Source organism: Streptomyces sp. CNP082 (genome assembly GCF_059570535.1).
On sequence record NZ_JCANSZ010000008.1, the window covers coordinates 1 to 25,953 of the forward strand.

A 25,953-nucleotide genomic window follows, 5' to 3' on the forward strand; every position below is an offset into this window, starting at 1 on the left:
CACGAGACTCCGGCCGCGTCAGCGGCAACCTCCGCAGACCACGCCGGTTTCACCGCGGCCTGCTCAACGCTATGTACCTCTCCGCGCTCTCCAGTCTTAAGGGCTGCCCAGCCTCCAAGGCGTACTACGCGCGCAAGAGAGCCGAGGGCAAGGGCCACAAGCAGGCGCTGCTGGCGCTCGCGCGCCGCCGCGTCAACGTCCTGTGGGCCATGATCCGCGACGGAGCGTGCTACGAAGCCACACCACCCGTCACGGCAGCGGCTTGACATCAGCATTGGGAAGCTCCTTGTCGTTCTGGGCGCGACGCTAGGACACCCCCGGGACCCTCGCCACCCGGCACGTTCCCCCGATCCGGCCCCGCGCACCTCATGACCAAACGCCCGAGCGCGGCTAAATTCGACTCATGGTGGACACGGTGCGCGAAATCGAGCGGAAGTACGAGGCCGCGGCGGACACCCGCGAGCTGCCCCCGCTGCCGGACCTGACGAGTGCCGACGGCGTGGCGGCGGTGGCCGACCAGGGCACCGCCCTGCTCGACGCCGTCTACTACGACACCGCCGCCCGCCGGCTGGCGGCCGACGGCATCACCCTGCGCCGCCGCACGGGCGGCGACGACGCGGGCTGGCACCTGAAGCTGCCGGTGGCCCCCGGCGTACGCGACGAGATCCGCGCCCCGCTCGGCGTGGGCATACCGCGCCGCCTCACGGCACTCGTCCGCTCCCGCACCCGGGACGCCGAGCTGGCGCCCGTCGTCCGCATCCGCTCGGAGCGGGACGTACACCAACTCCTCGACGCGGACGGCGCACCGGTCGCGGAGGTCTCCGTCGACCGGGTGACCGCGGAGCGCCCGGAGACGGGGGCGACGGCGCGCTGGGCCGAGGTGGAGGCCGAGTTGAGCCCCGGGGCAGACCCGGCGGTGCTCGACGCGGTGGAGGCGGTACTGACCGGAGCCGGGCTGCGGCGGTCGGCGGCGGCGTCGAAGCTGGCGCGGGCGCTCGCCGCGACGGAGGCGAAGGGCGAGAAGGGCGAGAAGAGCGAGGAGGCGGCGGAGGAGGACGGGAAGAAGCCGAAGAGCGGCAAGAAGGCGAAGGACGGCAAGGGCAGCAAAGCCGGCAAGGGCGCGAAGGGCGCGAAGGGCGCCAAGGGCAAGCGCGCCAAGAGCGGCGGGAAGAAGTCCGCCGCCAAGAAGAAGCCGGCCGGCCACGAGCCCCCCGAGCCCGCCGCCCGCCCCGCGGGCGACGTCGTCCTCGACTACGTACGCACCCAGATCACCGCCCTCGTCGAACTCGACCCCGCCGTCCGCCGCGACCTGCCCGACGCCGTCCACCAGATGCGCGTCGCCAGCCGCCGCCTGCGCAGCACGTTCCGCGGCTACCGCACCGTCCTCGACCGCACCCGCACCGACGCCGTCTCCGCCGAACTGCGCTGGCTGGCCGGCGAACTCGGCATCGACCGCGACCGCGAGGTGCTCACCGAGCGCATCCACGCCGGCCTGGCCGAGCTGCCGCGACCGCTCGTCCTCGGCCCCGTCCGCGGCCGGCTGCGCACCTGGTCGGCCGCCCGCCGCAGCGGCTCCCGGCGCCGTATCACCGCCGTGCTCGACGGCCGCCGCTACCTCGCCCTGCTCGACGCCCTCGACGACCTCCTGGCCGACCCGCCCCTGCGCCCCGCCGCCGCCCGCCCCGCTGAGCCCGTACTCCGCAAGGCCGTCGACCGGCAGTACCGGCGCTTCGCCGGCGCCCTGCAGCAGACCTTCGACCTCGCGCCGGGCCCCGACCGCGACACCGCCATCCACGAGACCCGCAAGGCCGCCAAGCGCACGCGCTACGCCGCCGAGGCGGCCCGCCCCGTCCTCGGCCGGGAGGCCAGGACCGTCACGTCGCTGATGCGGGAGGTCCAGGACCTGCTGGGCGATTACCAGGACGGGGTGCTGGCGCGGGCCGCGCTGCGCGAGATCGCGGTGCAGGCGCAGGCCGCGGGGGAGCCCTCCTTCACGTACGGCGTCCTCTACGCGCGCGAGGAGGAGCGCGCGGCGCAGCTTCGCGACCGGCTGCCGCGGCTGTCGCGGCTGTCGCGGCTGTCGCGGAAGCATCTGTGAGCAGCGCGAAGAGGGACACGCGCGGGGCGCGCGCTACGCTGAATGGTCACCCGCGTACGTATCACAGGACCGCCGAGGACAGCTTTCCCGATGACTGCCGCGCCCGCATCCACCGCCGAGTCGGTCTTCCCCCGCCTGGAAGCCCTCCTGCCGCATGTCCAGAAACCGATCCAGTACGTTGGCGGTGAGCTGAACTCGACCGTCAAGGACTGGGACGCGGTCGACGTCCGCTGGGCGCTGATGTACCCCGACGCCTACGAGGTCGGCCTGCCCAACCAGGGCGTCATGATCCTCTACGAGGTGCTGAACGAGCGCGCCGACACCCTGGCCGAGCGCACGTACAGCGTGTGGCCGGACCTGGAGGAGCTGATGCGCACGCACGGCGTGCCGCAGTTCACCGTGGACAGCCACCGCCCCGTGCGCGCCTTCGACCTGTTCGGCGTCTCCTTCTCCACCGAGCTGGGCTACACCAACCTCCTCGCCGCCCTCGACCTCGCCGGCATCCCGCTGGCCGCCGCCGACCGCGGCGACGACGACCCGGTCGTCGTCGCGGGCGGCCACGCCGCGTTCAACCCGGAGCCGATCGCCGGCTTCATCGACTGCGCGGTGATCGGCGACGGCGAGCAGGCCGTGCTGACGATCACCGACGTGGTCAAGGAGTGGAAGGCGGCGGGCCGCCCCGGCGGGCGCGAGGAGCTGCTGCTGCGGCTGGCGAAGACGGGCGGGGTGTACGTCCCGTCGTTCTACGACGTCGAGTACCTGCCCGACGGCCGCATCGCCCGCGTCGTGCCGAACCGCTCAGGCGTGCCGTGGCGGGTCTCCAAGCACACCGTCATGGACCTCGACGAGTGGCCGTACCCGAAGCAGCCGCTGGTGCCGATGGCCGAGACCGTGCACGAGCGGATGAGCGTGGAGATCTTCCGCGGCTGCACCCGCGGCTGCCGCTTCTGCCAGGCCGGCATGATCACCCGGCCGGTACGGGAGCGCAGCATCACCGGCATCGGCGAGATGGTCGACCGGGGCCTGAAGGCCACCGGCTTCGAGGAGGTCGGCCTGCTGTCGCTGTCGTCGGCCGACCACAGCGAGATCGGCGACGTCGCCAAGGGCCTCGCCGACCGCTACGAGGAGGACAAGGTCGGCCTGTCGCTCCCCTCCACCCGGGTCGACGCCTTCAACATCGACCTGGCCAACGAGCTGACGCGCAACGGCCGCCGCTCCGGCCTGACCTTCGCCCCCGAGGGCGCCACGGAGCGCATCCGCAAGGTCATCAACAAGATGGTCTCGGAGGAGGACCTGATCCGCACCGTCGCCACCGCGTACGGCAACGGCTGGCGGCAGGTCAAGCTCTACTTCATGTGCGGGCTGCCCACCGAGACCGACGAGGACGTGGTGCAGATCGCGGACATGGCGGCCAAGGTCATCGCCAAGGGCCGCGAGGTCGCGCGGTCCAACGACATCCGCTGCACCGTGTCCATCGGGGGTTTCGTACCCAAGCCGCACACGCCCTTCCAGTGGGCCCCGCAGCTCTCCGCCGAAGACACCGACGCCCGCCTGGAGAAGCTCCGCGACCGCATCCGCGCCGACAAGCGCCACGGCCGCGCCATCGGCTTCCGCTACCACGACGGCAAGCCCGGCATCGTCGAGGGCCTGCTCTCCCGCGGCGACCGCCGCGTCGGCGACGTCATCCGCGCCGTCTACGAGGACGGCGGCCGTTTCGACGGCTGGCGGGAGCACTTCTCGTACGAGCGCTGGATGCGCTGCGCGGACAAGGCGCTCCCCGCGCACGGCGTGGACGTCGACTGGTACACGACGCGCGAGCGCTCCTACGAGGAGGTCCTGCCCTGGGACCACCTGGACTCGGGCCTGGACAAGGACTGGCTCTGGGAGGACTGGCAGGACGCCCTCGACGAGACGGAGGTCGAGGACTGCCGCTGGACTCCCTGCTTCGACTGCGGCGTGTGCCCGCAGTTCGACACTTGGCCACAACTGAGCGAGAGCGGCAAGAAGCTGCTGCCGCTGAGCGTGGTCGACGGCCGGACGGGTGGAAACACAGGTTGACGCAGGCCGGCCGGCGGGCCGGAGGAGAAGACCCGCACGTGCGGGCGAAAAGACAGGTGGCCCCGGGCCGGAACGACGGCTCGGGGCTTCGCTGTGCCCGCATGCGGTCGGCATTTCCTGGCATTTCACGAAGGCTTTTCTGCATTCCGCCGACAATCGCATTGTTGCTCCGCGCGGGGGACTTGTAAGCGATTATTCCGCGTGCCGTGTCGTCTCTGCGCCGCCCTCGTTTCGAATGACGAAGGTGGGGCTTCGGGAGAACGGCCGTCGCTCCGACGGTAAGGAAATCGCTCCGAAGACTCCGTGGCGGAAAGGATGCCAAGTGAAGTACGTCAAGTCTGCCGTGGTCCTGTGCGGTGCCGCCCTGGCACTCGGCACTGCCGGCCCGGCGGGCGCAATCGATCCCGAGCTCACCAACCCGGACCTGAGCCTGGACGCCGCGGCCCGGCAGGCCGTGGAGGGACTGGTCAACCAGCCCGTGACCGACGTGGTGCAGCAAAGCCTGCCGGTCGACGGGCCGCAGGTCCGGGGGGTTGTCCGGCCGGTCGAAGAAGCGGCGCACTACATCATCCAGGGCGCCCTGCCAAAGAACATCCTGGCGCCCGCCGGCGCGGAGTCGTACGGCGGCTCCTGAGCGGTCGGTTTCGCTCCGGACACCATCCGATCGTCCGAACGGGCGATTCCGGATAACTCACTCAAGGGTGCGGAGTTGTACAGCGTGCCCGCATCGTTGTTCCCTCAGGTGGAAAAGGAAAGAACACCATGAAGAAGTACCTGAAGACCGCGGCGGTCGCCGTCACCATGCTCGGTGCCTCCGCGCTGGCCGCCCCGCAGGCGATGGCTGTCGACGACGCCGGCGACGGCCCGTACGCCAACGGCAACGGCTCGACGCAGGCTTACGGCAACACCCAGACGGGCGGCTACATGAGCCCGAACATGGCCCTGGTCAACGGCTCGTTCAACGACACCTGCATCGCGCTGCCGCAGGTCGCGAAGAACGTGCTCAGCATCTCCGAGATCCTGAGCCAGAACCAGAACCAGACCTGCGCCAAGAACTCCAGCGCGGACCAGGGCGACGCCCCGCTGTCCCACCTGCTGGACGACTTCCCGATCCTCTCGGGCAACGGCGCGGGCAACAACGCCGGCTGACCCCCGCACCACACGGGGAATCCCGGTACCCGGCCCGGGGCGAGTCACGTACTCGCCCCGGGCCGGGGCCTTGTGCGGGGCGCGTACGGGCCGGCCCGTACGGGATGAGCCGGCCCACGGCGCACGCAGACGGCCCGCGGAGCACGCTCCGCGGGCCGTCTGCGCCGCTCTGCCGGGCGGCTGCGGTCAGCCGACGAGAGGTCAGCCGACGAGACCCGAGACGAGCGGGCCGAGGGTGGGCAGCTCGCTCAGCGACGCGCCCTCGGCCAGCGGCCCGGTGATCGCCGCCGTGCTCAGCGGCGCACCGCCCGCGCCGGGCGCGGTGCTGATCGAGTTGTCCAGCGGGTCGGAGCCGGTCTTGGCCAGCGGGTTGAGCTGGAGGGCCGTCAGCGGCCCGAGCGTCGTGCGCCAGGTCGTCTCCACGCCCTGGCCGACGCCGTGCAGCGCCGCGGCGACCTGCTTGGTGTCGATCTTGTTGTCCTCGCCGGCCTTCAGCTTGCCCAGCGTGTCCAGCGCCGTGCCCGGCGGGCCGTCCGCGGGGGCCTCGGCGGCTCCTGCGGCTCCGCCGGCCGCGAGCGCGGAGCCGGCCGCCGCCGCGATCAGGCCGGCGCGCAGGAGGGCGCGGTGCGTACGGGAGGGGATTCGGAGGGCGTGCTGGCCCATGGTCACCACCAGTGAGGAAACGGCACTTTCGCCGTCATGCTTCCACAAAACCTTTGATTAACGAAAATTCCCCCATGAGCCTCACCGTGTGCAGTTGCCCCAACTGTTTTGTGAATACGTTGTGACCTCCGGTTATCCGGTTGCCGGGGCGCCGCGAAGCCCGTAAGCATGGCCCGATGCCGCAACTGACCACCCCGGACGTTCGATTTCGTGCCTCCTTCGCCGAGGCGATGAAGGAGTTCGAGGCCGAGGGCCGGGGCGCGGTCGGCGACGACACGTCCATCGGCCAGGACCTCCGCCGCTGGCGCCGGCGCTGGCACGACCCCGCCGTCTTCGCCTCGTACGTCGCGGGGCTGCGCGCCGAGGCCGACGAGACGATCCCGATCATCCGCCCGGGCTGGGTGCACTGCACCACGCTCTGGTACGTGGAGGGGGACGCCTATCTCGGCCGGGTCGCCATACGCCACTCGCTCACCGGTTTTCTGCGGGAGCAGGGAGGGCACATCGGCTACGATGTCCGGCCCACCGCCCGCCGGCGGGGCCACGCCACCGCCATGCTGCGCGGCGCGCTGCCCGTGGCCCGCGGTCTGGGGCTGGCGGAGGTGCTGGTGACGTGCGACCACGACAACGTCGGGTCGCGGAAGGTCATCGAGGCCAACGGGGGCGTGTTCGAGGACCGGCGGGGACTGAAGCTGCGTTACTGGGTCGCCACGGGGGCGGCGCGGACGTAGCGGTGCACGGGGGTGCGTCCGCGCGGGCGGACGAGGGGGATGAGGGCTGTGGCCCAGGAGCGGGAACGGTACGGGGCACCGGAGCAGGCACGGTACGGATCGGCATCGCCCGGCGGTGACGCGGGCGGCGGGGGCTGTCTCGCGGCGCCGGTCCGGTGGGTCGTGATCGTCCTCGTGGTGCCGGTGCGGGCGGTGTGGGACGTGTTCGTAGCCGCCGCGAAGGGGCTCGGCACCGGGCTGCTGTGGCTGGCGGAGTGGCTGGTGGCCCGGCCGGCGGTGTGGCTGTACCGGCGGGTGCTGGCGCCGCTGGGCCGCGGCGTGCGGTGGGTCTGGCGCCGGGCCGTCGCCGCGCCCCTGGCGTGGGCCTGGCGCTGGCTGGTCGCGGCGCCGGCCGCCTGGCTCTACAAGTCCCTCATGACGCCCGCCGGCCACGGCCTGCGGTGGCTGCTGCACGTCCTCGTCGTCGTCCCCGCGACCGCCCTGTACCGCTACGTCCTGCGCCCCGTCGGCCGCGGGATCGCCGCCGCGGCCAGGGCCCTGGCGGCGGGGCTGGCGTGGGCGTGGCGGTGGCTGGTGGCGGCGCCCGCGTCGCTGCTCTGGTCGTACGTCCTGAAGCCGCTCGGCACCGGCCTGCTGTGGCTGCTCCGCGGGCTCCTCACCGTCGTCGGCTGGGTGCTGAGCGCGCTCCTGCTCCCCTTCCTCCTCCTCTGGCGCTACGTCATCGCCCCCGCCTGGTCCGTCGCCGGGCGGATCACCCGCTGGTTGTGGAACGCCACGGCCCGCCCCCTGGGCCGTGCCCTCCGCGGCGCCTGGCGCGCCGGCCGGGACGCCGTCGCGGCGGCGCGGGCGACGGCCCGCCGCACCCGCATGGAGCTGCGCGCCGCGCTCTTCGGCGCCCCGCGGGAGCCGGCTCGCGGCGCGGCGCCGCGTGCCGCGGGACCGCCGCCCGCGGGCGCCCCCGGACCCGCGGTGGACCTGGTCAAGCACCAGCCGGGACACCGCTGAGCCCTCGTCGCGCGGCGCCGCCGGCGGCCAACGCGGCGTCCGTACGACGCATATGAAAGGCGGACGGAGAGCAGACGGAGGGGAGGCCGCCGGAAGACGGGCACGTACCCTGGGGGCAGGACAAGCTCACGGACGAAGGACTGAACGACTCTGGGCAAGCGACAGCCCGAAGGCCCGCCGCCCGCACCCCCGGTGCAGCGCATCCGACTCCGCTACACCAAGCGCGGCCGCCTCCGGTTCAACAGCCACCGCGACTTCCAGCGCGCCTTCGAGCGGGCGCTGCGCCGGGCCGAGGTGCCCATGGCGTACTCCGCCGGCTTCACCCCGCACCCCAAGGTCTCGTACGCGAACGCGGCCCCCACGGGCACCGCGAGCGAGGCCGAGTACCTGGAGATCGCGCTCACCGAGGCCCGCGACCCGGAGCTGCTGCGCGCGCTGCTCGACGAGTCCCTGCCCGCCGGTCTCGACGTCGTCGACGCCGTCGAGGCCCGCACTCCGGGACTCGCCGACCGGCTGGGGGCGTCGGTGTGGGAGCTGCGGCTCGACGGCGTGCCGCCCGCCACGGCCGAGGAGGCGGTCCGCGCCTTCCTGGCCGCGGCGACGGTCGAGGTGAAACGGCAGACGAAGAAGGGGATGAGGACCTTCGACACGCGCGGTGCGGTGGCCGCGCTCGAGGTGCTCCCGGACGGGGGCGATAGGCCGCAGGCGGGTCCTTGTGCGATACTGCGCCTGGTAGTGCGGCACCTGACACCTGCCGTGCGACCCGACGACGTCCTGTCCGGCCTGCGAGTCGCGGCTGACCTGGCGCCGCCGGTCCCGGCAGCGGTGACCAGGCTGGCGCAGGGGCCGCTCGACGCGGAGACCGGTACGGTGACCGATCCGCTTGCGCCGGACCGCGACGATGCCGACGATGCCAAGGTCCTCGCCGCCACACCGCAGGCCGCGAGCGGAACCCCGCCCACGGCAGGGGACGGCACCGGGTAGGGACGGTGTCGAAGCGCCGCCGGTGGACGAGGGAGCCACCCCGGGCCCGGCAGGCGCATGGACCAGCAGACTTTCGCCGGTCCGCCTGAGGAGGCGGGCCCGGCGAGCGAGACAAGAGCCCTCGCGCGGCGCATACGTCCCGGGCGGTGGCCCTGTGCACGGCACGGGCCGCCGCCGTACCGGGGGGTGGCGCCCGGGGGCGTGACGGGAGAACCGCCCGCATGCTCGAACCGATTGAGCCTTCGGAAGCGCAGTCGCCTTCCGCGGGCAGCACCGGCGATGCCGAAGCCGCCATTGGCGGACCACTCGACACCCCCAGTGACCGCCTGCCCTTCCGCCGCCGGCGCGCGGCGGCGGAGCCGGCGGGGGAGGTGTCACCGAGCACGTCCCTGCCGATCAGCGGGGACATGACGCTGAGAACCACGGAGCCGGCCACCGGGAACCCGGAGCCGGCACTGACGTACGAGCCCGCCGCGGGAGCGGCGGGCGGTCCCGGTGCTGCTCTGCCGGCGGCCGATGTGCCGCCGGCCGGTGCCGCGGCCGGTCCGGGGCCCGCGGAGCCGGCCGCGGCTGAGCCGCAGAGCGCCGTGCCCGCGGCTGCCGGTGCCGGGGAACCGGCCGTAGACGACGAAGAAGACGGCGAAGGGGCCGCCGGCACGCCCGCGGCCGCAGCCGGAGAGGCCCTAGCCGGAGAGGACACCGCCGGGGCGGCGCCGGGTGCCGATGCCGCGGTCGCCCCGCCGGCGAGGCGCTCGCGGCGGCGCGTCGTACGTGACGCCGGCACGCCGGAGGCCACCGGGCCGGACACCGTCGTCGTGCCCGCGAGCGGCCAGCCCGAGCCTGCGGCGTCCGGGCACTACACCGCCCCCGCGCCCGCCCCGGACGAGACCGGCACCGAGCCGGTCGCCGAGGCCGCGCCGCCGCGGAGGCGGCGGGTCGTACGGGATGCGGGGACGCCGCAGCCGACGGCCGCCGCCGGTGCCGCGCGGCAGCCCGCCGCGGCCGGGGAGGCCGCGACCACAGACCACCATGCAAGCACCAACGAGGGAGCCCAGACCGTGGCCGACAACGAAACAGAGGCCGACGGCGCCGACGCTTCCGCCGAATCCGGCCCCCGCCGCAGGCGCCGCCGGGTGACCCGCACGGCGGGCACCCCGGCCGGCGGCACCGAGCCGGCGTCGCAGACGCCGGCACCGGAACCGGCGGCCGAGCCGGTCGCAGAACCGGTCGCCGAGGGCGCGCCGCGGCCGGCGACGGAGGCCGACGCCGGCCCCGCCGCCGCGGACGCCGGGCCGGAGCAGGACGCCGACGCTGCCCCGAAGGGGCGCAAGCGCCGCCGTGTCGTACGCAGCGCGGGTACGCCGGAGACCGCGGAGCCGGCCGCCGCCGCGGCCCCGGCCGAGCCCGCCGGAGCCCCGGCCGCCGACGAGGAGCCGGCGCCGCGCACCCGTCGCGTACGCCGTCGCAAGGCCGACGCCGAGACGGCGGAGGCCGCGGCGGACGCCGCGCCCGGTGACCAGGCCGCCGCGGCGTCCGCCGCCGGAGAGGACGCCGCCGAGCCCGCCGCGGGCACCCGGCGCCGCAGGCCCCGCCGGGTCACGGCCCCCGCGGGCGAGCCCACCCACGTCGAGCCCGCCGCCGAGCCCGCGGCAGCCGCAGAGGCGGCCGACTCCGCCACGGGCACGGACGCCGACGCCGCCGAGCCGGCCGCCGGCACTGGCCGTCGCCGTACCCGGCGTGCGACCGCCCCGGTGGGTGAGCCCGCGGCGGAGACGGCGAGTGCGTCTGGTGAGCAGGCCGCCGCCGACGCCGTTGCCGAGGCCGGTACCGGCCGTCGCCGTACCCGGCGTGCGACCGCTCCGGCGGGTGAGCCTGCCGCGGAGGTGGCGAGCGCCTCCGGTGAGCAGGCCGCTGACGAGACCGTCGCCGACTCCGGCACTGGCCGTCGCCGCACTCGCCGTGCGACTGCTCCGGCGGGTGAGCCCGCGGCGGAGGTTGCCAGCGCGTCTGGCGAGCAGCCCGCCGCCGAGGCCGCCGCCGACTCCGGTGCCCCCCGTCGCCGTACCCGCCGGGTCACCGCTCCGGCCGGTGACGTCCCCGGCGCGTCCGGCGAATCCCCCGAGGACGCCGGCACCGCCGCGCCCCGTCGCCGTACCCGCCGCGCCGCCGCCTCCGCGGAGCCGGCCGCCGCCGACGGCGCCGGGCAGTTCTCCGAAAGCGGTGCCGAGCAGGCCGCGCCCGGCTTCGGGGCCGCGCCGCTCGCGCTGTTCCAGGCGCCCGTGTTCACCGAGCCCGCCTTCCAGACGCCGCAGCGCGCCGCCGCCGAGGCGGCCGTGGGGCCCGAGGAGGCCGAGGAACCGGAGGAGGCCGAGGAGGCCGAGGCCGGGACCGGCGGCGAGACCGCCGAGACCGCCGAGGCGGGCACCGCGGAGGACCGCGACGAGCAGGAGGACCAGGAGGACGGCGAGGACCGTGGCCGCCGCCGGCGCCGCCGCGGCGGGCGGCGCAGGCGCCGTGGCGAGGGCGCCGAGGACGGCGAGCGCGGCGACGAATCCGCCGAGGACGGCGAGGAGGCCCGCGAGGCCGAGGCCGCGGGCGCCGCAGAGGAGGCCGAGGAAGGCGACCGCGCCAGGGGCGGCACGCCCAGCAGCACCAGCAGCCGCCGGCGCCGCCGCCGGCGTCGGCGTACCGAGGGCGCGGAGGGCGCTGAGGGGGCTCCCGACGACCCGGAGCGCACCGTCGTCAAGGTCCGCGAGCCCCGCGCCAAGGCCGAGCCCAGCGACGAGGTGCAGTCCATCAAGGGCTCCACCCGGCTGGAGGCGAAGAAGCAGCGCCGCCGCGAGGGCCGCGAGCAGGGCCGGCGGCGGGTGCCGATCATCACCGAGGCCGAGTTCCTGGCCCGCCGCGAGGCGGTGGAGCGCGTCATGGTGGTGCGCCAGCAGGGCGACCGTACGCAGATCGGCGTGCTGGAGGACAACGTCCTCGTCGAGCACTACGTCAACAAGGAGCAGTCGGCGTCGTACGTCGGCAACGTGTACCTCGGCAAGGTGCAGAACGTCCTGCCCTCCATGGAGGCCGCGTTCGTCGACATCGGCAAGGGCCGCAACGCCGTCCTCTACGCCGGCGAGGTCAACTTCGAGGCCCTCGGCCTCGCCAACGGCCCCCGCCGTATCGAGCACGCGCTGAAGTCCGGCCAGTCCGTCCTGGTCCAGGTCACCAAGGACCCCATCGGCCACAAGGGCGCCCGGCTGACCAGCCAGGTCTCGCTGCCCGGCCGCTACCTCGTGTACGTGCCCGAGGGCTCGATGACCGGCATCAGCCGCAAGCTGCCCGACACCGAGCGGGCCCGGCTGAAGACGATCCTGAAGAAGATCGTCCCCGAGGACGCCGGCGTCATCGTCCGTACGGCCGCCGAGGGCGCCAGCGAGGACGAGCTGCGCCGGGACGTGGAGCGGCTGCAGAAGCAGTGGGAGGACATCCTCAAGAAGGCGAAGAGCGGCAACGCGCCCACGCTGCTGTACGGCGAGCCGGACATGACCGTCCGCGTCGTCCGCGACATCTTCAACGAGGACTTCTCGAAGGTCATCGTCAGCGGCGCGAAGGCGTGGGACACCATCCACGGCTACGTCTCGCACGTGGCCCCGGACCTCGTCGAGCGGCTGTCGAAGTGGACGTCGGAGGTGGATGCCTTCGCCACGTACCGGATCGACGAGCAGCTCATGAAGGCGCTGGACCGCAAGGTGTGGCTGCCGTCGGGCGGTTCGCTGGTGATCGACAGGACCGAGGCGATGGTCGTGGTCGACGTCAACACCGGCAAGTTCACCGGGCAGGGCGGCAACCTGGAGGAGACGGTCACCAGGAACAACCTGGAGGCGGCCGAGGAGATCGTGCGCCAGCTCCGGCTGCGGGACCTCGGCGGCATCATCGTGATCGACTTCATCGACATGGTGCTGGAGTCCAACCGGGACCTGGTGCTGCGCCGGCTGCTGGAGTGCCTGGGCCGCGACCGTACGAAGCACCAGGTCGCGGAGGTGACGTCGCTGGGCCTGGTGCAGATGACCCGCAAGCGGGTCGGGCAGGGCCTGCTGGAGTCGTTCTCCGAGCCCTGCGCGCACTGCAGCGGGCGCGGCGTGATCGTGCACATGGACCAGGCCACGGCGGCCGGGGCGGGCGGCGGCAAGCGCAAGAAGAAGGGCAAGGAAGGCAAGGAAGCCAAGGAAGGCAAGGAAGGCAAGGAAGCCAGGGAGGCGAGGGACGGCGAGGCCAAGGAGGCTAAGGAGGCCAAGGAGGCCAAGGAGGCCAAGGCCGTTCCGGCCCAGGCCCCGGCCGAGGTCCCCGTCGAGGCGGAGCAGCCGGTGGCCGGCGAGCCCGCGGAGCCGGCGCGGCCGGCCCGTACGCGGCGGCGGGTGACCCGCAAGGCGATGTCGCCGGGCGGCCCGCCGGCTGCGGCGGAGCCGGCGGGCGCGGAGCCCGCCGCGGTGGAGGCGGCGCCCGTGGCCGCGGCGCCGGCGGAGACCGCGGCGGCCGTGGAGCCGGCCCCGGAGGCGGACGGCGCGGAGAAGCCCCGGGCCCGTAAGAAGACCGCGGCCAAGCGCGCCTCCGCCAAGAAGGCGACGGCGAAGAAGGCCGCGGCCAAGAAGACGGCGAAGACCACCGCGAAGAAGGCCGCGACGACCACCGCGAAGAGGGCTGCCGCCACCAAGACGGCGACCAAGGCCACGGCCAAGAAGTCGGTCAAGAAGACCGCCGCGGCGGAGCAGGGCTCCCCGCCCTCGGTCTCCGTCACCGCGGAGGACTGACGCCCCCGGGACGGTCCCGGACGCCCCTCGCCCCGCCGGTCCGCCGGCGGGGCGAGGGGCTTTCGCCCCCGATGTCCGCGCACTTGACATCGGCTTCGTGTGCCGGTTTGGATACACCGCACTCGAGCGCGCGGGCGCCCCCACCGCACGGCAGATCGAGGCAGCAGCCGCCGGCCGTGCACCCCAGGGGGTCGTTGTTTTCATGTCCGTGTTCAAGCCCACCGGACGCCATCGGGCTGTCGCGCCGCGCAAGGGCGCGCGTCAGGCGGTCGCGCTGGCCACCGTCCTGTCCGCCGCCGGGGTGCACGCCGTGAGCAGTGCGGGCAGCGCCGCGGCGGAGCCGCGGGTGTGGATCGAGGGGCCGATCTTCAACGACCCGCTGGGCACCGCGGACGAGCAGCACGCGATCCGTACGCGGCTGATCGAGCTGACCGACGCGGCGGTCCCCGGCTCGACGATCAAGGTGGCGGTCTACCACATCTGGGAGCAGCCGGTCGTGGACGCGCTCCTGCGCGCCCGCGACCGCGGTGTCAACGTGCAGGTGCTGCTGGACGAGTCCAGCCGCAGCGACCGGCCGGACAACCCCGCGTACGCGACCCTGAAGGCGGCGCTCGGCACCAGCACGGGGGCGGCGTCGTTCGTGAAGCTCTGCCCGGTCGACAAGTCCTGCCTCGGCGACCCGAAGTACGGGGCGTCGATCATGCACAACAAGTTCTGGCTCTTCTCAGAGGTCGAGGGCGCCCGGAACGTCGTCGTCCAGACGACGTCCAACTCCACCCCCTCCGCGCACACGAAGTTCTTCAACGACGCCCTGCTGCTGCCCGACAACCCGGCGATGTACGGGGCGTACGCGGAGTACTTCCGCGACATGGCCGGCGCCCAGTGGGCGAACTGGCGCTACCGCGCGGTCACCGCGAGCAATGGCCTGTACAAGGCGTACTTCTTCCCGCGGGCCGGCACCACCAACAGCACCGACACGATCCACGCCGTCCTCGACAACGTCCGCTGCACGTACAAGGACGCCGCCGGCGTGACCCAGCGCACCCTGGTCCGGGTCGCGATCTTCAAGATCACCCGCAAGGCGATCGCCGACAAGCTCGTCTCGCTGAAGAAGGCGGGCTGCGGCGTCAGTCTCGTCTACGCCGAGTCCGACAGCGCGAAGAGCCAGGGCGGCACCCCCGGCACCTGGGAGGTGCTGCACACCGAGGGCGGCCCCTCGCTGCGCTGCTACAACGACGACCGCGACCCGCAGAACCCGGGTGGGAAGCTGACCACGCCGTACATCGTGCACAACAAGTACCTGCTGATCGACGGCATGTACGCCGGCGCCCGGGACAAGCTGGTCTTCACCGGCTCGCAGAACTTCACCGGCCCCGCGCTGCGCGAGAACGACGAGGCCGTCGTCAAGATCGACAGCGACCCCGTGCACGACACGTACCTCGGCCACTACACGTCGATGCGGAGCGTGGCGTGGCCCGGGACGGCGGACAAGACGAACCTGTGCCAGGGTGTGAAGCCGCTTCCCCAGGACGGCGAGCGCGCGTTCCGCTAGCCCGGTTTGACCAGGTGGTCAAGGGGCCCGTAACCTTGAACGTCGGCGTGTCTGCATGGCACGCCAGGCTCCTGAGCACATCCCTCCCGCAGCCACCTCGTGAGCGGCGGGAGAGGCCGCTCATCCCATGCGCTCCAGCCGGGCGGCTGGCATCAGGGGTCTCCGTCGCGATGAGAAAGAGAGCTGAAGCGCGTGTACGCGATCGTGCGCACCGGCGGCCGCCAGCAGAAGGTTTCTGTGGGCGACGTCATCGAGGTAGACCGGTTGGCCAGCAAGAGCGTCGGCGACAGCGTCGAGCTCTCCACCCTGCTCGTCGTCGACGGCGAGACCGTGACCAGCGACCCCTGGGTCCTGGACGGTGTGAAGGTCCAGGCCGAGGTCGTGGACCACCACAAGGGCGACAAGATCGACATCCTGAAGTACAAGAACAAGACCGGTTACCGCAAGCGGATCGGTCACCGCCAACTGCACACCGCGCTGAAGATCACCGAGATCCCCGCGCCGGCCGCGAAGTAAGGACTGAGGAGAGATGGCACACAAGAAGGGCGCATCGTCCACTCGGAACGGTCGCGACTCCAATGCCCAGCGGCTCGGCGTCAAGCGCTTCGGCGGCCAGGTCGTCGGCGCCGGCGAGATCATCATCCGGCAGCGCGGCACCAAGTTCCACCCGGGCACGGGCGTGGGCCGCGGCGGCGACGACACGCTGTTCGCGCTGATCCCCGGCTCGGTCAAGTTCGGCACCAGCCGCGGCCGCAAGGTCGTGAACATCGTGCAGGACGCCGAGTAAGCTCCGGCTCCGGACACCACACATCTGATCCGAGGGCGGTCCGCCGCTCCGCACGTGCCACGGACGGCGTGCGGGGAAGCCGGGCCGCCCTCGGCGCGTTCCACGATGTCGTACGGCACGAGCGTGCCGTACGGCATACCCGAGCCCCGACCGCTCCTCACCGCCGGGAGGCACACCCTCATGACCACCTTCGTGGACCGCGTCACCCTGCACGTGGCCGCGGGCAACGGGGGACACGGCTGCGCCTCCGTACACCGCGAGAAGTTCCGGCCGCTCGGCGGCCCCGACGGCGGCAACGGCGGCCACGGCGGGGACGTCGTCCTCACCGTCGACCAGAACGTCACCACCCTGATCGACTACCACCACACCCCCCACCGCAAGGCCACCAACGGCAAGCCGGGCGAGGGCGGCGACCGCGCGGGCGCCAACGGCAAGGACATCGTCCTGCCGGTGCCGGACGGCACGGTCGTCCGCACCGGGGACGGCGAGGTGCTCGCCGACCTCGTCGGGCACGGCACCACCTACGTCGCCGCCCAGGGCGGGCGCGGCGGCCTGGGCAACGCGGCGCTCGCCTCGCAGCGCCGCAAGGCGCCCGGCTTCGCGCTGCTCGGCGAGCCGGGCACCGCGCGCGACGTGGTGCTGGAGCTGAAGACCGTCGCCGATGTCGCGCTCGTCGGCTATCCGAGCGCCGGCAAGTCGTCCCTGATCAGCGTGCTCTCCGCGGCCAAGCCCAAGATCGCCGACTACCCCTTCACCACCCTGATCCCCCACCTCGGCGTGGTCACCGCCGGCGCCGTGACGTACACGATGGCCGACGTCCCCGGCCTCATCCCGGGCGCCAGCGAGGGCCGCGGTCTGGGCCTGGAGTTCCTGCGGCACGTCGAGCGCTGCTCGGTGCTCGTGCACGTGCTGGACACCGCGACCCTGGAGTCCGACCGCGACCCGGTCAGCGACCTCGACGTCATCGAGGAGGAACTGCGCGCGTACGGCGGTCTGGAGGACCGGCCGCGCGTGGTCGTCCTCAACAAGACCGACATCCCGGACGGCCGCGACCTGGCCGAGATGGTCCGCCCCGACCTCGAAGAGCGCGGCTTCACGGTCTACGAGGTCTCGGCGGTCGCGCGTACGGGCCTGAAGGAGCTGTCGTACGGGCTCGCCGGCCTCGTCTCCGCGGCGCGCGCGGCGCGGCCCCGGCAGGAGTCGACGCGGATCGTCATCCGCCCGCACGCCGTCGACGAGGCCGGCTTCACCGTCGCCCGCGAGGGCGGCGCGGACGGGGCGCTGTTCCGCATCACCGGCGAGAAGCCGGAGCGCTGGGTGCGCCAGACCGACTTCGGCAACGACGAGGCCGTCGGCTACCTCGGGGACCGGCTGAACCGGCTGGGCGTCGAGGACGAACTGCGCAAGGCCGGCGCGAGGCCCGGCGACGACGTCGTCATCGGCACGGGCGAGGACGCCGTCGTCTTCGACTGGGAGCCGGCCATGGCCTCCGGCGCGGAGATGCTGGGCCGGCGCGGCGAGGACCACCGCTTCGACGCCCCGCGCCCGGCCGCGCAGCGCCGCCGGGAGCGGGAGGCGGAGCGGGCGGAGGAGGAGTACGAGGAGTTCGACCGTTCCTAATCAGTGAGCAGGAGTGAGTCTTGGACCCATACCTGGCCAACTGGCGCATTCCGAACGGTTTTGGATGCGCTGGTCGCCCGCTTTCCTGCCGCGTCCGGCTGCACACATCGCGTGCGTGGTCCGGGGACGTGGGGGCGGGGTTCCTCACGCCGCTGGTCACGTGGTCCGGCCTGGGCGGTCCGATGCCCGCCAGCATCGCTCTGGTGCTGGCGGGGCGGTGTCGTCCGTCGCCGGATCGCGTGCCCGAGGGCGCGCCTACCGATCGCCACCGAGGCGGCGGCGTGTCGGGAAGTCTGTCGTTTCTTGCTGGTCAGAGGCTTCTGCCAGTGTTCCGCGCCCCACTTGGAGGTGTAGGCGGGATCGACGGCGATCACGCCGATACCGGCTTCCGCGCACATCGACAGAAGCCGGGCGCGGAGTTTGCCGGTGGGGATGCCGGAGATGAGCTGCCGGAACTTCTTCTTGCGGCCGTGCTTCTCGCGGGTTGTGGAGTCGGTGAAGTCCAGGTCTTCGATCGCGATGGCCTGCACTCCGCACGCCTGCGCCCAGTGCAGGAGGCGGGTGAGGGCGTGCCGGAGCTGGGCGTCACGATGGCTGGCCGAACCGCTGAGGTCGTAGTCGAAACGCCGGGGTGCACCGGTCGGGTTGCCGAGCGGGAGGGACAGGCGGTGGCGCAGGGTGCGGATACCGGCGTCCAGCGACGCCAGGTGCAGGTGCTGGGCTCGGCGGGAAAGACCCCACTGGTCGTGGGTGCGGGAGGTGACCGAACCGGCCCACCGCGAGGAGGACTCGGCGGTCAACTCCCGCTTCCGGGCGGCCCACGTGTCGGTGGAGTGGTCCAGGCCGTCACGGCAGCGCCGGGCCAGATCAGCGGAAGCGAGACGGCCCATGTGCTCGCAGGCGGCCCGCAACACCTTCTCGTCCTCGGGCGTGAGGCCCTTGAGACGGTCCCGAATCGAAACGCCGGACGGCCCGTCGGCGACGAACGGGCGGGCGATCTGCCGGTCCTGCTTCCTCTCAGCCATGCTCAGCCGCATCGAGTGCCTTCCTGGCGCGGTTCTTCGCCGACCGGCACCCGTACAAGCGAGTGCAGAACGACGTCAGCACGTCCACGATGTCCTGCACGAGGTCGTCTTCGACCTCGCCCTCGTCCAGCACGACCAGACGCCGCCCGGTCGCGGACAGGGCGGCCTCAACGAGTTCGACGTTCATCCGGCCGAGGCGGTCTTTGTGCTCCACGACAACCGTGGTCACCGCCGGATCGGCCAGCAGCCGCTTCACCTTCGTGCGGGCACCGTTCATACCCGAGGCGATCTCCGACTCCACCCGGACCACCGGACGGCCGGTGGCCGCGGCCCAGCGAGTCAGCCGGGCTGCCTGGCGCTCCAGATCATCATTCTGATCATGAGAGGAGACGCGGGCATACAGGCCCAGACCGCCAACCGCTTCCGGCGCGGTGTTCGCCTCGATGTTCACCAGGATCGTGCGCGGGCCGACCCGCTGAGCCGGTACCGGCAACGTCCCCTCACGGAACCAGCGATACGCGGTCTGCGGATGCACGCCCTGCGTCTTCGCCCACTCCGTCAGATTCACACCCTGACAACGACACTCGCTCATACATGGTTACGCTCACTCACCCGACTTCCCAGACCAACAGATGGACACCCCTTCGCCTGACTACCGCCTGACTACCGACTACTGCCGTCTGACCTTCGCCTGAGTTTCGACTGACACGTGAGACGGGAGCCGTGACGAACGACGGCGGCGGCCCGCGGGATGTGCTCCCGCGGGCCGCCGCCGTTCACGTCTCCTCCTGGTCCGGGTCCTCCTCGGGGTCGAAGCCCGCCTCCGCGACCGCGTCGGCGTCCTCGTCCGTCAGCTGATCCGTGTCGGGGACGCGGCCTAGACGCCTGCCGGCTCCTCCGGCTCCAGCTCCAGCTCCTCGGCCGCGTCCCGACGCTGTGAAGGGATATCGGACTCCCCTCGCGCCTCCATGCGTGCCGCGCGTGCGTCGGCCTTGGCGCACAGCGCCACCGCGGCGGCGTTGAAGCGCACCAGGGACGGCGGGTCGGAGGGCCCGAGCAGGTGCTCCTTCAGCTCGGCGCGGGCCCGCACCAGGGTGTCGTGCTCCGGGTCGCGGACGGCCTTGAGGAGGGCGGGGACCTGCTTGGCCTTCGGGCCGAGGATGGTCCCGGCCCGTACGGTCGGGAACTCCGCCTTGAACTCCGCCTCCGTCAGACCGCTGGTGTTGGCGACCGCGTACGGCTTCTCGCTGGTCAGGTAGTCCGAGATAACGCTGGAGACGTCGCTGACCAGCACGTCCGCGACGTTGAAGCAGGCGTAGATGCCGGGGCGGGAGTCGGTGATGACCTGGTGCTCCCACGCGGGCAGCGAGGCCCAGTACGCCTCCTCCCAGGCGGCGGTCGCGGCCTGCACGGCCTCGGCCCGGCCGGCCTCGGGGGAGGACTGCACGAGCATGCGCTCGATTTCGTCGGCGCCGGTACGGAAGGAGGTGGTGGCCAGCTCGTCGAGCCGCGCCTGCGCCAGGGCCAGCGCGGCGGCGGCCTCCGGCCCCGGCCGCGCCGTGCCCCGGCCGTCCTCGCTTTCGGCGCCCGTGGCGGCCTCGGCGACCATAGCGGCGTTCGCTTCGGCAATAAGAGCCTGGATTCGCTGGTTGGCCTCGCCCGCGCGCGGGTCGACCGAGCCGGTCAGGGGGTGCGGCTTGTAGAGCAGCCGGACCCCGGGGTCGGCGAGCAGCTCGCGCACGATGTTCTCGCCGGCCAGCACGACGGAGGTGTTGCCGGGGTTGCCGTCCCAGCCCTCCCAGGTGGGGGCGTACAGCACGGTGGTCAGGCCGTCGGCGGGCGGCGGGCCCGCGTACGGCTGGATCGGCGCGAGCTGCGGGCGGCCGACCTCCACCACGTCGTGGTCGTCGACGCCGATGTCGGCGAGCTGGTAGCGGTCGCGGGCCGCGGGTCCTGCGACCCAGACCTCGTCGTACGCCTTGGCGTACGGGTTGCAGCTCGACAGCTTGTCGCTCTCGCCGTGGTTGGTGAAGGCGTGCTTGATGGTGGGGATGCGCAGCACCTGCGAGGTCTTCCCGGAGTTCGCGGGGTGCAGCAGCATCTTCAGCGTCGAGTGCTCCAGGAGCATCAGGTCGGCGACCTTGGGCAGGCAGACGATCGGCACGTCGGTGGCGGTGATCTTCTGCACCATGAAGCGCTCGCGGAGCACGATCAGCGGCTTGCCGTCGAGGGCGGCCAGGGTGGAGACCCACATGTTGGCCTGGTACGCGGACGTGGCGCCGCCGGAGAAGTAGAGGCCGACCGTCGGGCGGTACTCCTGCAGCCACTCGGCGAACCACTCGCGTACCCGCTGGTCGTCGACGGTGCGCTTGCCGGGCAGCAGCCAGGTCGCCAGGTACAGGGCGCCGCCCAGGCTCAGCGCCAGCGAGATGCCGAGGCCCAGGATGCCCCAGACGGCGTCCGCGGTGCCGGCGGTGGTCAGCAGCCCGACCGTGACCGGCACGGAGAGGTACAGCAGGCGGTGGCTGGAGCGGCGGGCGAGGATCCGGGGCGGCGCGGGCGCGAGACCCAGCGCGGAGACGTCGACGTTGCGGGTGACGACCGGCACCGTACGGTCCCGGCGCACCATGATCGTGACGCCCTGGATGAGGAAGTGCACCAGGTACGTCGAGAGCAGCATGACCGTCAGCGGCGACTGCTCCTGCAGCGGCTCGATGCCGTCGATCTGCAGCAGGCCGAAGAGGATGAGCATGTCGCGCAGCAGTTGGCGGACCATGACGTCGAAGCGGACCCTGCTGAGCAGGGAGAGCAGCCCGGGCTGCCGGTGCTGCAGATAGAGGTCGAGGGCGAGGCCGCCGGCGGCTGCGGCGACGAGCAGTGGCACGTTGGGCTTGAGCGCCCCGACGAGCTGCGCGCAATACGCTGCGAGCAGCGCTGTCAGCGCCATGAGCTGCACGGCGCGGCGGCGGGGGGCGATACCGGCGAAAGGCACGGGTGCTGACTCCTGGCAGGAACGTGGTGAGGGCGGTCCCGGAGTGTGTGGTTCCGGGGTTGGTAGGGAGTTGACCCCAGACCGTATGACGCTCACGGGGCGCGAGACAATTCTCCACCCGGCATGGGCCGCCAATCGGGCGCAAATGCGTGTAGCGGGCCTCTTTGGCCTTTTCGTTTTTGAGATCGGCGTCGTTGCCGGCGGTCCCGGCGGCCGTCCGTACCGTGGACGGCGCCGCAGGAAGGCCGGCCGGTGGCGTAGATTCGCAGGTCCGAAGGTACGGGGACGGACGGGCCGCGGGCCGGGAAAGCGCAGGGGTAAACAGGTGGCAGGGGCGAGTCGGGAAGCCGCGGCGGATGCCCGCAGGGTCGTCGTGAAAGTGGGGTCGTCCTCGCTGAGCACGGCGGCCGGAGGGCTGGACGCGGACCGAGTCGACGCGCTGGTGGACGCGCTGGCCAAGCACGGCAGCCGGGAGATCGTGCTCGTCAGCTCCGGGGCCATCGCCGCCGGTCTGGCGCCGCTCGGCCTCGGCAAGCGCCCCCGCGACCTGGCCAGGCAGCAGGCGGCGGCCAGCGTCGGGCAGGGGCTGCTGATGGCCCGCTACACCGCCTCGTACGCCCGCTACGGCAGGCGGGTCGGGCAGGTGCTGCTGACCACCGACGACATGAGCCGCCGCACCCACTACCGCAACGCGCAGCGCACCCTGGAGCAGCTCCTCGCCATGGGCGCGGTGCCCGTCGTCAACGAGAACGACACCGTGGCGACCGAGGAGATCCGCTTCGGCGACAACGACCGCCTCGCCGCCCTCGTCGCCCACCTGGCCCGCGCCGACCTGCTGGTGCTCCTCTCCGACGTGGACGGCCTCTACGACGGCCCGCCGACCCTCCCCGGCACCTCACGCATCGCCGAGGTGCGCCACCGCGGCGAGCTGGCCGGCGTCCGGCTCGGGCCCGCGGGGCGGGCCGGGGTGGGCACCGGCGGCATGGCGACCAAGGTGGAGGCCGCCCGGATCGCCACCGGCGAGGGCGTGCCCGTCGTGCTGACCTCCGCCGTGCACGCGGACGCGGCGCTGGCCGGACGGCCCACCGGCACGTACTTCCACCCCACCGGGCGGCGCGCCCGCGGTCGGCTGCTGTGGCTGGCGCACGCCTCCACCCCGCAGGGTGCGCTGGTGCTGGACGACGGCGCCGTACGGGCGGTCACCGAGCGGCGCACCTCGCTGCTGCCGGCGGGGATCAAGGAGGTGGAGGGCCGGTTCACCGCGGGCGACCCGGTGGAGCTGCGGGACACCGCGGGCCGGGCCGTCGCCCGCGGGCTCGTCGCCTTCGACGCCGAGGAGCTGCCGCGGCTGCTCGGGCGCTCCACGCGTGAGCTGGCCAGAGAGCTGGGCCCGGCGTACGAGCGCGAGGTCGTGCACCGGGACGACCTCGTGCTGCTCGACAAGTGAGGCGCGCGGAGCGGGTGGGCGACAACTGAGGCGCCCGTGCGCGGCGGGCGGCATGTCATCCGCAGAGGGGTGACGCCCGGCGGGTGACGCGGCCCGCGTGAGACCGGCGCGCGGCGCGCGAAAAACCGGTGTCGCGGAAGAGACCTTGGGCAAAAGCACCACGGGCGGGCGCGTCGGCTGGTCAACTTTGTTGTATGGGGCTGCCGCGGCGCGCAGCCCGTTGCAGACTCGTATTCAGGAGGCCGCCCGTGACACAAGGGCGTCCAGGGGCGGTGCCCCGGGGAACGGCACAGCGGACGCTGACCAGCGTCAAGGGGACCGGAGGTGGGCATACGGGCAGCGTGGAGGAGCCGGCGACCGGGGCGGACGCCGGCGGACCCGCCGCGGCCGGTGCCCACCGGCTGTGGCACGTCACACTGAGCGTCGCAGGCCCCGAGGCCCCGCTGAAGGAGATCAGGAGCGGTCTGGAGCGGCTGGCGCACGACCATCCGTTCCTGCTGACCAGCCGCTACGCCAACGACCACGCCGAGATCCGCTACTGGGAGGAGGCCCGCGACCTGCACGACGCGGCGGCCGTGGCGCTGCGGCTCTGGGGGGAGCACCGGGCGTCGGCGCAGTTGCCGCCGTGGGAGATCGTCGGTCTGGAGGTGATCGCGCGGGAGACGTACCACCAGCGCATCGCCGACGGCTACGGGCCGGCTCCGGCGGTGCCGGTGGGGGTGCATCCGTTCTGAGCCGCGGGGGGTGATCCGGCGCGGCACCGGGCGGCGCTGGGTTCACGGGGGGCGTACGCCCCGGCGCGTGTGGCAGCTTTCGCGCCCCCAGGCGGCTACCGGCGCACGCGCAGGGGGTACAGCGCGGGAGCACGCACCCGCCGGTGCTCGCGTCTCGCGGAGTGATACGGCCCGTCCGCGATGCCGGCACCGCCGACTACCCTGCTCGGCATGAGCAGCGAAACCCAGTCCCCGGTCCGCCAGGCCGCCCAGCGCGCCCGTACCGCCGCGGCGATGACCGCCCCGCTGCCCCGGGCGGCCAAGGACGCCGCCCTGCTGGCCGTCGCCGACGCACTCGAAGCGCGCGCCGCGGACGTCGTCGCGGCCAACGCCGAGGACGTCGCCCGGGCGCGGGCCGACGGGGTTTCCGACGCCATCGTCGACCGGCTGACCCTGACCGCGGAGCGGATCGCCGGCATCGCCTCCGACGTCCGGGACGTCGCCGGGCTGCCGGACCCCGTCGGCGAGGTGGTCCGCGGCTCCACGCTGCCGAACGGTCTCGAGCTGCGCCAGGTGCGCGTGCCGCTGGGCGTCGTCGGCATCATCTACGAGGGCCGGCCCAACGTCACCGTGGACGCCGCCGCCCTGTGCCTGAAGTCGGGCAACGCGGTGCTGCTGCGCGGCTCCTCCTCCGCGTACGCCTCGAACGCCGCCCTCGTCGCCGTGCTGCGCGACGCGCTGACCGCCGCCGGGCTGCCGCCGGACGCGGTGCAGTTGGTGCCGGGGCAGAGCCGCGAGTCCGTACACGAGCTGATGCGCGCCCGCGGCCTGGTCGACGTGCTGATCCCGCGCGGCGGCGCCGGCCTCATCCGCACCGTCGTCGAGGAGTCCACGGTCCCGGTGATCGAGACCGGCACGGGCAACTGCCACGTGTACGTGGACGAGCACGCCGACCTCGACCTCGCCGAGAAGATCCTCGTCAACTCCAAGGCCCAGCGCCCCAGCGTGTGCAACGCCGCCGAGACCGTCCTCGTCCACCAGGCCGTCGCCGACGTCTTCCTGCCCCGCGCCCTCGCCGCCCTGGGCGCCGCGGGCGTGACCGTGCACGGCGACGACGCCTGGGTGAAGGCGGGCGCCGCGGCCGGCGTCGAGGTGCCCCTCGCCGGCGACGAGGACTGGGCCACGGAGTACCTGTCGTACGACATCGCCGCGGCCGTGGTGCACTCCCTGGACGACGCGGTGGCGCACATCCGCCGCTGGTCCTCCGGCCACACCGAGGCCGTCGTCACCCGCGACACCGCCGCGGCCCGCCGATTCACCGCTCTGGTGGATTCCGCGGCGGTCATGGTGAACACCTCCACCCGGTTCACCGACGGCGCGGAGTTCGGCTTCGGCGCGGAGATCGGCATCTCCACCCAGAAGCTGCACGCCCGCGGGCCGATGGGGCTGCCGGAGCTGACCTCGACGAAGTACGTCGTCACCGGCGACGGCCAGCTCAAGGGCCAGTAGCCCGCGGTCCTGCCGCCGAACGGACCGCTGGGGCCCTGACGGCCGGGCAGCGGCCCCGGGGCCGCGAGAGGGCCGTACAGACGCCTTCCGGGGCCCGTCCCGCCTGCCGCGCGGGGCCGCGGCGGCGGCCGGGACCCGTCGCCCGAATCCCGTACTGCCTGGCGCATCCCGACTGTCCCGGTTTACGCTGGTCGGGTGCCGGACGATGTGGGGGGCAGGCCGTACGCCGACGGTGACGAGCCCGACAGCCACCACCACGGAGGCGCGGACGAAGAGTTCGCCGCCGTGGTCCTCGACGAGGACTTCGTCCGCTCTGCCCACTTCCACGAGCCCAGCGCCGTGGAGCGCATGGTCGGAGCCGCGGAGGCCCGCGCCCAGGCCGAGGCCGTCCTCGACGACGCCGCGCAGGACGACCGGCTGTACGACGGCTGGGACGACCCGGATGCCCCCGACCCGTACGGCCCCTACGGCGGCGCCCTGCGCCCGTACCGCGGCCACGGGCACTGGCAGCGCCCCGTCGCCCTGCTGCTCGCCCTCCTCCTCGGCGTCGGCATAGTCGCGCTGTCCTTCGCCGCGGTGTACCGCTCCGGCCCCGACGGGCGCGACGACGCCCCGCCCCCCGGCGGCTCCAGCCCCTCGGCCACGACCGGCGAAGGCGCCCGCGAGCCGCTGCTCACCCCGCGCTGACCCCGGACCGGCCCGCAGCCACCGATGTGCGGCAACCGCTTCCGCCCGATTGATCCTCACCCTCCCCCTTCGCCCTGCGGGCGTGGGCGGTACCCCCACCGGCGCAGCGGCAAGTTGGCGTTGACGCGCCGGTT

20 protein-coding genes and 1 pseudogene are annotated in these 25,953 nt (G+C 73.3%); 17 read left to right on the plus strand and 4 right to left on the minus strand.

The features are described 5' to 3' along the window. From B124_RS09545 to B124_RS09565, 5 genes and pseudogenes are all read left to right on the plus strand, one after another. Nucleotides 1-266 (plus strand): annotated as a pseudogene (locus B124_RS09545) (IS110 family transposase); the annotation flags it as partial. Nucleotides 267-403: 137 nt separating this feature from the next. Further along, entirely contained in the window at nucleotides 404-2,098 is a 1,695-nt protein-coding gene (locus B124_RS09550) for a CYTH and CHAD domain-containing protein (RefSeq protein ID WP_496502287.1), read from the plus strand. Nucleotides 2,099-2,188: 90 nt separating this feature from the next. After that, complete coding sequence (locus B124_RS09555) at nucleotides 2,189-4,156, plus strand: TIGR03960 family B12-binding radical SAM protein (protein WP_496502288.1); 1,968 nt, start codon at nucleotides 2,189-2,191, stop codon at nucleotides 4,154-4,156. A gap of 322 nt (nucleotides 4,157-4,478) precedes the next feature. Further along, nucleotides 4,479-4,790: a hypothetical protein gene (locus B124_RS09560; protein WP_496502289.1), complete on the plus strand. Its 312-nt coding sequence runs from the start codon at nucleotides 4,479-4,481 to the stop codon at nucleotides 4,788-4,790. Nucleotides 4,791-4,918: 128 nt separating this feature from the next. Beyond that, nucleotides 4,919-5,305: a rodlin gene (locus tag B124_RS09565; RefSeq protein ID WP_496502290.1), complete on the plus strand. Its 387-nt coding sequence runs from the start codon at nucleotides 4,919-4,921 to the stop codon at nucleotides 5,303-5,305. A 201-nt stretch (nucleotides 5,306-5,506) separates the two neighbouring features. Here the strand turns inward: B124_RS09565 and B124_RS09570 are convergent, their stop codons facing one another. Continuing rightward, nucleotides 5,507-5,968 (minus strand): hypothetical protein, encoded by a 462-nt coding sequence (locus tag B124_RS09570; RefSeq protein ID WP_496502291.1) that lies wholly within the window; start codon nucleotides 5,966-5,968, stop codon nucleotides 5,507-5,509. Between the two features lie 176 nt (nucleotides 5,969-6,144). Here B124_RS09570 and B124_RS09575 point away from each other — a divergent pair, with 176 nt between their 5' ends. The 8 genes from B124_RS09575 (at nucleotide 6,145) to obgE (ending at nucleotide 17,446) form a co-directional block, all read left to right on the plus strand. After that, nucleotides 6,145-6,699 carry a GNAT family N-acetyltransferase gene (locus B124_RS09575; RefSeq protein WP_496502292.1) on the plus strand — a complete coding sequence of 185 codons (555 nt, stop codon included), beginning with the start codon at nucleotides 6,145-6,147 and terminating at the stop codon, nucleotides 6,697-6,699. Nucleotides 6,700-6,861: 162 nt separating this feature from the next. Further along, nucleotides 6,862-7,704, plus strand: coding sequence for a hypothetical protein (locus tag B124_RS09580; RefSeq protein ID WP_496502293.1), 843 nt, complete (start codon nucleotides 6,862-6,864; stop codon nucleotides 7,702-7,704). Between the two features lie 192 nt (nucleotides 7,705-7,896). After that, nucleotides 7,897-8,688, plus strand: coding sequence for a TIGR03936 family radical SAM-associated protein (locus B124_RS09585; RefSeq protein WP_496502294.1), 792 nt, complete (start codon nucleotides 7,897-7,899; stop codon nucleotides 8,686-8,688). A 221-nt stretch (nucleotides 8,689-8,909) separates the two neighbouring features. After that, nucleotides 8,910-13,487, plus strand: coding sequence for an Rne/Rng family ribonuclease (locus tag B124_RS09590; RefSeq protein ID WP_496502295.1), 4,578 nt, complete (start codon nucleotides 8,910-8,912; stop codon nucleotides 13,485-13,487). 202 nt (nucleotides 13,488-13,689) lie between these two features. Beyond that, nucleotides 13,690-15,039 carry a phospholipase D-like domain-containing protein gene (locus B124_RS09595; RefSeq protein ID WP_496502296.1) on the plus strand — a complete coding sequence of 450 codons (1,350 nt, stop codon included), beginning with the start codon at nucleotides 13,690-13,692 and terminating at the stop codon, nucleotides 15,037-15,039. A gap of 192 nt (nucleotides 15,040-15,231) precedes the next feature. After that, nucleotides 15,232-15,555, plus strand: coding sequence for a 50S ribosomal protein L21 (gene rplU / locus B124_RS09600; protein WP_496502297.1), 324 nt, complete (start codon nucleotides 15,232-15,234; stop codon nucleotides 15,553-15,555). 13 nt (nucleotides 15,556-15,568) lie between these two features. Continuing rightward, nucleotides 15,569-15,826: a 50S ribosomal protein L27 gene (gene rpmA / locus B124_RS09605; protein ID WP_496502298.1), complete on the plus strand. Its 258-nt coding sequence runs from the start codon at nucleotides 15,569-15,571 to the stop codon at nucleotides 15,824-15,826. A 180-nt stretch (nucleotides 15,827-16,006) separates the two neighbouring features. After that, nucleotides 16,007-17,446: a GTPase ObgE gene (gene obgE, locus B124_RS09610; protein ID WP_496502299.1), complete on the plus strand. Its 1,440-nt coding sequence runs from the start codon at nucleotides 16,007-16,009 to the stop codon at nucleotides 17,444-17,446. Here obgE and B124_RS09615 read toward each other — a convergent pair. The 3 genes from B124_RS09615 to B124_RS09625 form a co-directional block, all read right to left on the minus strand. Beyond that, nucleotides 17,443-18,483, minus strand: coding sequence for a hypothetical protein (locus tag B124_RS09615; protein ID WP_496502300.1), 1,041 nt, complete (start codon nucleotides 18,481-18,483; stop codon nucleotides 17,443-17,445). The two genes, obgE and B124_RS09615, sit on opposite strands and share 4 nt — an antisense overlap. After that, nucleotides 18,464-19,039, minus strand: a complete 576-nt coding sequence (locus B124_RS09620) for an IS607 family transposase (protein ID WP_496502301.1) — start codon at nucleotides 19,037-19,039, stop codon at nucleotides 18,464-18,466. Before B124_RS09620 ends, B124_RS09615 begins: the two co-directional genes overlap by 20 nt. A gap of 309 nt (nucleotides 19,040-19,348) precedes the next feature. Further along, entirely contained in the window at nucleotides 19,349-21,463 is a 2,115-nt protein-coding gene (locus tag B124_RS09625) for a hypothetical protein (protein ID WP_496502302.1), read from the minus strand. 373 nt (nucleotides 21,464-21,836) lie between these two features. On the opposite strand from B124_RS09625, the gene proB reads away from it, so the two are divergent. The 4 genes from proB to B124_RS09645 all read left to right on the plus strand — a co-directional run bounded on the left by proB (nucleotide 21,837) and on the right by B124_RS09645 (nucleotide 25,819). Next, entirely contained in the window at nucleotides 21,837-22,910 is a 1,074-nt protein-coding gene (gene proB, locus B124_RS09630) for a glutamate 5-kinase (RefSeq protein ID WP_496502452.1), read from the plus strand. 248 nt (nucleotides 22,911-23,158) lie between these two features. After that, a complete protein-coding gene (locus B124_RS09635; RefSeq protein ID WP_496502303.1) occupies nucleotides 23,159-23,644 on the plus strand; it encodes a DUF8830 family protein in 486 nt (161 codons plus the stop codon). Between the two features lie 180 nt (nucleotides 23,645-23,824). Next, nucleotides 23,825-25,132 (plus strand): glutamate-5-semialdehyde dehydrogenase, encoded by a 1,308-nt coding sequence (locus tag B124_RS09640; RefSeq protein WP_496502304.1) that lies wholly within the window; start codon nucleotides 23,825-23,827, stop codon nucleotides 25,130-25,132. 195 nt (nucleotides 25,133-25,327) lie between these two features. Beyond that, the gene (locus B124_RS09645; protein ID WP_496502305.1) at nucleotides 25,328-25,819 is read left to right on the plus strand and encodes an SCO2584 family spore wall biosynthesis protein; all 492 of its coding nucleotides are present in this window, start codon (nucleotides 25,328-25,330) and stop codon (nucleotides 25,817-25,819) included. The last annotated feature ends 134 nt before the right edge of the window (nucleotides 25,820-25,953 follow it).